9 protein-coding genes are annotated in these 5,331 nt (G+C 31.3%); all 9 read right to left on the bottom strand.

Annotated features, from left to right (window positions below):
• Window positions 1-25: 25 nt before the first annotated feature.
• The gene (locus tag HCB45_RS14950) at window positions 26-295 is read right to left on the bottom strand and encodes a hypothetical protein (RefSeq protein ID WP_260508470.1); all 270 of its coding nucleotides are present in this window, start codon (window positions 293-295) and stop codon (window positions 26-28) included.
• 217 nt (window positions 296-512) lie between these two features.
• A complete protein-coding gene (locus HCB45_RS14945) occupies window positions 513-656 on the bottom strand; it encodes a hypothetical protein (RefSeq protein ID WP_185620426.1) in 144 nt (47 codons plus the stop codon).
• 13 nt (window positions 657-669) lie between these two features.
• Window positions 670-840: a hypothetical protein gene (locus HCB45_RS14940; protein ID WP_185360725.1), complete on the bottom strand. Its 171-nt coding sequence runs from the start codon at window positions 838-840 to the stop codon at window positions 670-672.
• 48 nt (window positions 841-888) lie between these two features.
• The gene (locus HCB45_RS14935; protein WP_149067202.1) at window positions 889-1,140 is read right to left on the bottom strand and encodes a hypothetical protein; all 252 of its coding nucleotides are present in this window, start codon (window positions 1,138-1,140) and stop codon (window positions 889-891) included.
• 87 nt (window positions 1,141-1,227) lie between these two features.
• Window positions 1,228-1,713 (bottom strand): antirestriction protein ArdA, encoded by a 486-nt coding sequence (locus HCB45_RS14930; protein ID WP_149067203.1) that lies wholly within the window; start codon window positions 1,711-1,713, stop codon window positions 1,228-1,230.
• A 29-nt stretch (window positions 1,714-1,742) separates the two neighbouring features.
• Window positions 1,743-2,783, bottom strand: coding sequence for a replication initiation factor domain-containing protein (locus HCB45_RS14925; protein ID WP_149067204.1), 1,041 nt, complete (start codon window positions 2,781-2,783; stop codon window positions 1,743-1,745).
• 74 nt (window positions 2,784-2,857) lie between these two features.
• Window positions 2,858-4,186 carry an FtsK/SpoIIIE domain-containing protein gene (locus tag HCB45_RS14920; RefSeq protein ID WP_185620427.1) on the bottom strand — a complete coding sequence of 443 codons (1,329 nt, stop codon included), beginning with the start codon at window positions 4,184-4,186 and terminating at the stop codon, window positions 2,858-2,860.
• A 242-nt stretch (window positions 4,187-4,428) separates the two neighbouring features.
• Entirely contained in the window at window positions 4,429-4,782 is a 354-nt protein-coding gene (locus tag HCB45_RS14915) for a DUF961 family protein (RefSeq protein ID WP_185620425.1), read from the bottom strand.
• A 24-nt stretch (window positions 4,783-4,806) separates the two neighbouring features.
• Complete coding sequence (locus HCB45_RS14910; RefSeq protein ID WP_149067206.1) at window positions 4,807-5,133, bottom strand: DUF961 family protein; 327 nt, start codon at window positions 5,131-5,133, stop codon at window positions 4,807-4,809.
• Window positions 5,134-5,331: the final 198 nt, after the last annotated feature.

Below are 5,331 nucleotides of genomic sequence, written 5' to 3'. Positions count from 1 at the left end.
GTATACAAATTATAAAGTTTAAAGTCTAATTTCTTTTTTGATTATAATTTATTTGCACAAATTTTAAATAATTCTCAACTTTTTTTATTATATTCAAAGCTGATTCATTAGTTATATATACCTTTAAGTATTTAGCATACCGCTTTTTTCCTTCATAGAATACTTTATAAAAAGTATACCTATATTCAGTATGTCCTTTCACTTTTGAACCTTCTACTACAAGCATTGTTGAACGTGATAATTCTTTTGTATAGACTAAATAATCAATACCAACCAAAAAACCTAATCGTTTCATTTCTGAACTCATTGAAATTTTCTTGAAAGCCATATTAATCAAATATCCGCTCGAGTTCTTTATAAACATTTTGACGGACAGCAGATTTACAAATTTCAATTACTTCTTCATGTATGGACTCGGGCTTATTTCTAAAATAAACATAAAGAAATTTGTTGATATTGTCATCATAGGTGATTTTCAAGTTGTATTTAGTAAGTTCAGAAGTTTTGACAAGTCATTTAAGTGATATATCATTTTCTCTTGCCGCGTCAAAAGTATTTTTCCATGTATGCTCAATCTTTAATAAATCTTTTTTATAAGCAGAGAAAAAAGCATCGCAAACTTTTTCTATTTCTGCTTCACTTTCAATTATAGACATATACATAACTAGCTCAGACCTTTCTTAAAATATTCACCGGCAAAGATAAAATGCGATAGTCTGGACGAACCCAAGCAGTTTTACCGTTATCTGTAACATCAACCACCTGCAAGAGCGTACCTAATGGCAAGTTTTCATGCTCACTCTTTGAAATTAATTCGACAAAATCATCAATTTTCAACATTGTTTTCCCTCCTTTTTATATATTTGAAGTATCTACATTTTTTCTTTTTTATATGAATTCTAGCCCAAGATATTCAAATTCTGATACATCTTCTTCAGCAGAAACAACCCGTTTAAAGATTCCAGCTGGAACATATTCACACCAAAATTGAGAGAAAATTATATTAAATGTTTCTCCTTCTTCAAACTCATTAAGGGGTATTTCAGCCAACTTTCCACGTACTTCATCTATATTTTTAATATCCCAATCACGGTCTAAATCTTTTTCGCAACGAGATTCATTTTGAATTATTACTCGCATACTTTTACCACCTATTCATTTATTATTTAACGAATTCTATTTTTAAGGCATTAAAAATAACCATTTTCATAGTTTCAGTATCTTTTATCAAGGTATTTGCAATGCCTTATCGTTACCCGTGAAGTAAAACGAACCCTCTATTTCCATATCACGTGCGTAAGCATCATAATTGAAATATCTCTGAACATTATCAGGGATGTTCGATAGCAAACCTGTTTCTTCAATGAACTGATAAGCGATGTCTAACATCGAATTACATTCATGATAGATATAAATATTATCAATTTCTTCAAGTGCATTTTTTATATCAGAATAGAATCCTTCTTTTACTAAATCTGGTAGATAATCAATAACTTCATGACCACTATGTTCTTCATACAAGTTTGCAATTTCATTCAATCTATTAATATTATCTGTTTCATTTATAGTAAATGGTGCTGTATAGGAGTCTATTAAGAATGTTTCTTGGGCATCATCAATATCGAGCCGTGAGCAAATTTCTTCACGCGAAGTTGGTAAAACGAACCAAGCTGTTTTTGTTCCATTCTTCACACAAATTTCAATATCAAGCATTTTTTCATCCTCCAATTTATATAAATTAGTTAAATAACTAAATTAGACACATCCATCAACATAACTTCTAACATTTTTTCTTGCTTTCGACTCATTTCTGCATTTACTACCATATCAGACAAGTCAGAAGTTCCAAGAACTCTGTCTCCTTCTAGCACCATGCGCATAGTAGGCGCCGCAGAATGAGCAAGCCACCTTTTCGATTTTTGAAAGAATTCATCTGAAGGCTTAGTATATAAACTTATTTTTTCGATGTCACCAATAAAATTCTGCCACTTTTTATTAACCTTCCAATTTTCCTTTTTTACTCCTTTTTCAGAATCAGTAAATCTAATGTAATTATGAATAACTTGTAATCCAATCTCATTCATATTTTTTTGTCTAGTGACATTTTTTACAAATTCTTGCGCGCGATCGTTCTTCATTCGTATTTCATATCTGTTCCACAATCCAATATCCTCAACATGAATTTTAAGTTTTTTTGCTTGTTCATAATTTTTTTGATAAAAGCACATGTAAAGTTCCGATTTCTTAGAACCAAAATACATCGTCGTTCCTCTCTGTTCACCTGTATTTAAATCAATACCACCATTAAAATCTGAAACATCAAATCGTGAAATACATTCTCCTTTTTGAGCTTTTTTTAGCAAAGCAGGTATACTTAGTCTTGTTTTAAAATCATCAATAGCTAAATCAAAACGTGTATACTTACCTTCCAACGAGTCACAATCATTAAAAAAATCAAACCACGTCTTTCGACGAACTTTCAAAAATGCTTCAAATTGTCTGCAACCTTGTCCAGACATTTCAATCAAAATCCCTCTATTGTCATCTGGCGCAGAATAATAAACTTTAATATTATCTAGTTCAAATGTGCCAATGTAACCGTACATGCCATATTCCTTCTCAAGCATATATTCTTTCTTTAAATGCAGTACTGACTCAATAATTAAGTCAACATCATGCGTTTTGAAACTTACACGAATGTAGTCAAGCAAAGCTGTAAGCTCTTTTTTTGAATCGGTTACTACCCCCCTGTTAGAGTGGGGGGGTTCTGAAATACTCTCCACTCGCTACGCTCCTTCCGTGTTAGATTGCGTTCTGGCGCTGTCACTGCCGTTGTCGGCAAAAGCCGACCACGCGCCTACACTTCATCTAACTTTTTAGCATTATTTTTTTGTATTACCTTTTCCATCTCAATTAGAAATTCAAAGTTTTTTGGCACTAAAGGTGAGTAAAATTCTGATATTTGCATTGCACCTGTATCAGCATATCCTCTACCTCTTATTTTTTTGTATACAAACGCTTTATCTGTATCGCCAAACATCATCGTGTAACCTGTTTCAGACATTTTCCCTAGTGATGCGCGAAATCCAAATTGGTCGCGTATGCCATCTGCCAAATACTTTGCATCAGGTCTTTGAGCAGCTAAAATTAAAAAGTAACCTGCCTGTCTACCTAATAGAACAATTTGTTTAACTAAACTCATTGCTTCAGCACTCTCTTTGTAATCTAAAGTGTCCATAAATGCTGCATATTCATCAAATATCAAAAACACAGGAGATAAACCAAATACAGCATAATTATTGCCTGTCACATAGTCTTCTCTTTTTTTAACGTTTTCCCAACGTTCCATCATGTCTTTAACTAAGTTTCGAAGTAAACCAATAATTCCACCTTTCTTATAAAATACTCTTCCTGGCAGTATGGTTTCCAAGTCAGCTAAATCAGCGTTTTTAGGGTCAATCACCCAAATAGCCGCATCGACTTTTAAAAATGCATAAATTAAAGCCAAAATAAAATATGATTTTCCGCCACCAGTTCCACCTGCTATTAGCATGTGAGGTACTGAGTCATATTCCCACTCAATATGTTTCATTAATTTTATTTTTCCATTTTTTGCTATTACATCGTTAATCTCAATTCTGTTTATACTAGCATCGTATAATAACTTATACTTTATAAATCCGTCTTCTAACTCTTTTTCAATCAAATCACAGAATAAACCATTTTCAAAAGTCTTACCTAAATCTAAATACTTCTCTTGAAATTTAGACATATCCATCGGAAAGCGTACAAATAAATATTCGCCACTTACCTTGTAATATACTTTTGGATAATAACTGATTTTATCCTTGCTAACAGATTTTCCATTTGTTCCGTTCTTTGTCACTCTTTTAGTTTCATAAAATTTATTAGATTCTATCATTCTTGCTATTTTTTGTTTTTGCCTCATTTTATTAAAACTATTACTTAAAGGTTTATAAAAGAGCCAAAAGGTCAGTAGACCATTAACTATTAAAGAAACACCCAATGCTATACCAAAAAGCATCATTTTTTCAGTGCCAACGATAAAGTACACCAACAATCCAAAAAATATAAATAATGGAATAGCTATTAATAGAACATACATTAATAAGCTTTTACGATAGAACCTTCTAATCCTTATCCCTTTTCTTCTAATAGAAAGCACTTCGAACAACCTGTACCTTCCTTGGCTGATGTAATAGGGTCAATGTTATCTTCAAAATAATTTTTAGAATAGTAAAGGTGAGCTTAGAAACACAACAAGTTAACGCAACTATCAATTTGAACAATGTGATTACCAATAAAATAGATAAGTTTAAACATCTTTTAAACATCTTCTTAGCAACTCCTTTATTTTTTTTGCATAGAAAAAGCAGTATAACTTTATGCTATACTGCTTTCTTTAAATTATTTTTTTTGTAAATCTTTCTCCATAGGTTTATTGTTTGTAGAAACCAGTACAATATTATCAGCAAATACTTGAGTAACAATATCTGTACTATTATATGTTGCTGTAGCAAAAGCATTAATAGTTGGATTTACTAATACTACCTCAGTATCAAAAGGGAAATCAACATCGACAGTTGCTGGTAAATAAATCATGACAGTACCTTCTTGTTTATCACTCGCAACACCATACCTTTTATTTACTACTTTATCGTTATCTCCACTATCAAATCTTTCTCCATCATATCCAATAAAACCAATTCTTCCAAACGTTTTTTCAGCATCAATAATCATATTTTTTTCACTAAATTTCATGTCTTTTCCTCCATTTTTTCAGGTTTATTTAAAAGGGACTAAATCGTCAACATATAATTCCCAAGATGCAAATGCTCTATTTGAGTTACCATTAAGTCTTACTGCAACAGGTTTGATATAAGGATTCAATAGATTTACCTTTGTCTTAAATTTAAAATCCTTATCCCCCATTTCTACCGGAACAAATACTTCAATGCCTCCAGAAAAATCTGGTGAAAATAGTTTGAAACAACGATGCGTTACAACTGTATTTTTTCCAAAACCTTCTATTTTTTGTTTATCGGCATCTTCCCCACCAAAGAACACTTGTTCAAATGAATTGTTTTTTAAATAAACAAATTTTACATCCATTTTAAATTCCTCCTTATTAATTGTAATTTACTTCAAAGCATTCATTTGTTCTCTATTATTCAATGATTTAAAATTATCTTCTATAATTAAGGACAATTTCTTCCAGTACTTCATTTGTAACTAAAAGATATATTCCGAAGCTTGGATGTTCTCCATCATCTTCTTCAGAAGAATATTTTTTTAGTAATTCATAAAAAC

The sequence above is a fragment of the Listeria farberi genome, from assembly GCF_014229245.1.
In the GTDB taxonomy this organism is placed as follows: domain Bacteria; phylum Bacillota; class Bacilli; order Lactobacillales; family Listeriaceae; genus Listeria; species Listeria farberi.
Note: the sequence above shows the minus strand (reverse complement) of the source record. Positions and strands in the feature narration are given on the sequence as shown.

What these genes read in the sequence shown, in the direction of transcription:
- HCB45_RS14935 (WP_149067202.1), bottom strand. Translation starts at nt 1,140, where the DNA reads ATGCGAGTAATAATTCAAAATGAATCTCGTTGCGAAAAAGATTTAGAC.
- HCB45_RS14950 (WP_260508470.1), bottom strand. Translation starts at nt 295, where the DNA reads ATGAAACGATTAGGTTTTTTGGTTGGTATTGATTATTTAGTCTATACA.
- HCB45_RS14915 (WP_185620425.1), bottom strand. Translation starts at nt 4,782, where the DNA reads ATGAAATTTAGTGAAAAAAATATGATTATTGATGCTGAAAAAACGTTT.
- HCB45_RS14945 (WP_185620426.1), bottom strand. Translation starts at nt 656, where the DNA reads ATGTCTATAATTGAAAGTGAAGCAGAAATAGAAAAAGTTTGCGATGCT.
- HCB45_RS14910 (WP_149067206.1), bottom strand. Translation starts at nt 5,133, where the DNA reads ATGGATGTAAAATTTGTTTATTTAAAAAACAATTCATTTGAACAAGTG.
- HCB45_RS14930 (WP_149067203.1), bottom strand. Translation starts at nt 1,713, where the DNA reads ATGCTTGATATTGAAATTTGTGTGAAGAATGGAACAAAAACAGCTTGG.
- HCB45_RS14940 (WP_185360725.1), bottom strand. Translation starts at nt 840, where the DNA reads ATGTTGAAAATTGATGATTTTGTCGAATTAATTTCAAAGAGTGAGCAT.